A 2,681-nucleotide genomic window follows, 5' to 3' on the forward strand; every position below is an offset into this window, starting at 1 on the left:
GTGCACTCAGAACTGAGCAGCATTTTATGCAAGCTAGGTTCAGCACCATTAAGCTTTTGAAAATTCTTCTTTTGATAACTCACCGTCTTGGTCAGTATCAAGTTCAGTAAATTTAGCCGAAAGAGCTGCATCAACAGATGCTTCTTGCTGACTAATTGCGCCATTACCATCAACGTCTAACGTATCGAAATCTGTACCAGCAAAAGCTGCAGAAGAAGACGCTAATGCGATAAGTGCTAATGTTTTATTTAATGTTTTCATAATAAATATTCCTTCAAAGTTTATGGTTGTGAACGTAAGCGGTAATCAGCTTTTCGTTCAGTACAACTAGACTATTACAACTTCGGTGCCAACAATTTTTAGTTCTTTAATATCATTAGCTTGCAGGTTAAAAGTGAGGATTTTAAAGATCTAACGATTGATTTTTGTGGCTAATTTGCAACAGGGAATTTGAAAAGAAAAATAAGTCATTTAAAATCATGGGTTTAAATTTATTTAAAATGACGCAATTTTAGATTACCTAAGTAGTTATATACGATATTAGAGCGCAAGCAGCCATACAGTAGCTAAACCATAATAATTTTTAAAATTTAATTTAAAAAAAAACACTCGCAATACTTTGATTTCAAATGACTTAAAAATAAATTTTAAAGAAAAACAAAATAAAAATATCATTTTTTGAGTAAAAGTAGGTTTTGTTGCCATTGTGCGAAAGTTCAATGGCGAAGTAATTCAATTCACTATAATTAAGTCTCACCAAGATAGTCAATTTCAGTCACTATGTTTGTTTTTACTGAATTCGCGATAAAGCACAATTCATGAGCTTGATGATGAAATGACTCTAACTGCGCCAAGCTTAATTTATGCCCTGCTGCTGGTTTAACTGCGGGCTTTAATGTCACTTGGGTCATTGCCATTCGTCCTTGGTTGTCTTTTTCCATCACACCGACGGCATTATCAATATAACTATCAATTTTAATTTGATGCTTGGCCACAATCGATAGAAAAAACAACATGTGACAGCTCGACAAAGATGCAATAAATGCTTCTTCTGGATCGACATTTTCGACCACCGAATAAGGCAGCGGCACGATATGAGGTGAAGACGATGCCGCTACACTTAACCCGCCATCAAATTCCCAGCGGTGAGCACGGCTATACTTATTATCTACAAACTCTTCATCTGCTTGGCGCGACCAAGCAACACTTGCTACATACTCAGACATTGAAATTTCCCACCCTAATTAAATTTACACATCCCACAGCCGAGCTCTTCATTTGGCCGACTCAAGTAACCGTAACGAGCATAAAAAGCCTCTTTACCTTTAACTGAGAGCAGCCCAATTGTCGCACCGTTTTTAGCCGCTTCGGACAAGTACTGCTCTATATTACCCATTATTAACGTACCAATACCTTGCCTTTGAAAATTGGGGTCAACAGCAACATCCTGAATATAAAAAAATAAGCCACTATCCCCGATCACACGACCCATACCAACAAGTAAGCCTTCCAGCCTGATCACGACATGAAATAGCGAGCTGTTTAAGCTCGCCTTTGCCAGCTCTGGGGCGACTTTCCCCCAGCCAACTTTTTCTCTTAATAAACAATACTCTTCCAAAGTTGGGCTACTCAACTCCACTGTATACCTTACACTTTGCATTACCTCTGCCTCTTTGCAGCTCTAAAAACAACTGCCGTTGTTAAACCTAATATTAAATCACTAACGAAAATGCGCTTAACCACAGCAATTGCACACCATAAGCAAGCCGTTGATACAATCCGGCATCACCCTGCTGCTTAAATGCTTTTGCCAACAAAATTACAAAATAACCCGTAAAGGCCACGGCCAGTATTGAAAAAACCCTAAAGCCGATACTGACATAATCACTCATGGCGACAAAAATAGCGGCTAAAAACAAAGATAACAACATAATAAGCCCTGCCCAAGAGTGTATTTGGCAACTCAAGGTTGGCGTTTTTGTTTGAGGATCCGCATCCATCGGGAAGTACCCTGCAAGCCAAGTCGCTACACCGTGACTGATGGTTAACCAACCAACTAATGTAATGAGTGTGGGAGTATCTTTCAGCTGCAACACATACCAGCCAAATAAACAGAATAATAAACCAAGTGGGTAATTATTAATGATAGGAGAAAGTTTTTCGGTAGGACTGCCAGCGGCACCGAGCTCACTGCAAAACTGTTTTTTATGGCTATAACCAGGGTAATATTTACCAGCAATGTACACCCCAACAATAATCCAAGTACTAGCAATTAAAGCGGAATATAAGCCAAGAAAACTTAACACAATCAACGTCCATGCTTAAATTAGGAACTTGATAATAAGCTGATTTAGTTAAGCTGTAAACTAGATACCGTGTTATGAGAAAAAGACCAAGTATAAAAAAAGCAGCCCGGGGTATTGGCTGCTTTTGAACGTAATAAATGAAAAATCCTTTTCAAGAATCCTTGTCCGCGAAGGGTTAATTACGCGTTTTCGAACTCTTCTTTAGATAACTCACCGTTACCATCAGTATCAAGTTCTGTAAACATACTCATCAGCTTGGCATCAACTGACGCTTCACTTTGGCTGATTGCGCCATTGCCATCAACATCTAACGTGTCAAAGTCTGTTGCTGCGAATGCTGCTGATGAAGATGCTAGAGCAATAAGTGCTAGTGTT

Annotated in this window: 5 protein-coding genes; all 5 read right to left on the reverse strand. The window is 38.9% G+C overall.

The annotated features are described in order from the left end of the window. Positions 1–48 precede the first annotated feature (48 nt). Positions 49–261 (reverse strand): EF-hand domain-containing protein, encoded by a 213-nt coding sequence (locus tag CWB85_RS21685; RefSeq protein ID WP_138556004.1) that lies wholly within the window; start codon positions 259–261, stop codon positions 49–51. A 485-nt stretch (positions 262–746) separates the two neighbouring features. Beyond that, the gene (locus tag CWB85_RS21690) at positions 747–1,226 is read right to left on the reverse strand and encodes an OsmC family protein (RefSeq protein ID WP_138556005.1); all 480 of its coding nucleotides are present in this window, start codon (positions 1,224–1,226) and stop codon (positions 747–749) included. A gap of 14 nt (positions 1,227–1,240) precedes the next feature. Continuing rightward, a complete protein-coding gene (locus CWB85_RS21695; RefSeq protein WP_029216279.1) occupies positions 1,241–1,660 on the reverse strand; it encodes a GNAT family N-acetyltransferase in 420 nt (139 codons plus the stop codon). A gap of 52 nt (positions 1,661–1,712) precedes the next feature. Next, entirely contained in the window at positions 1,713–2,306 is a 594-nt protein-coding gene (locus CWB85_RS21700; RefSeq protein ID WP_138556006.1) for a DUF998 domain-containing protein, read from the reverse strand. Positions 2,307–2,485: 179 nt separating this feature from the next. Continuing rightward, positions 2,486–2,681: EF-hand domain-containing protein (locus CWB85_RS21705; RefSeq protein ID WP_138556007.1), on the reverse strand; the 196-nt coding region annotated here is incomplete at its 5' end.

The sequence above is a fragment of the Pseudoalteromonas sp. S1727 genome, from assembly GCF_005886375.1.
GTDB lineage: Bacteria > Pseudomonadota > Gammaproteobacteria > Enterobacterales > Alteromonadaceae > Pseudoalteromonas > Pseudoalteromonas haloplanktis.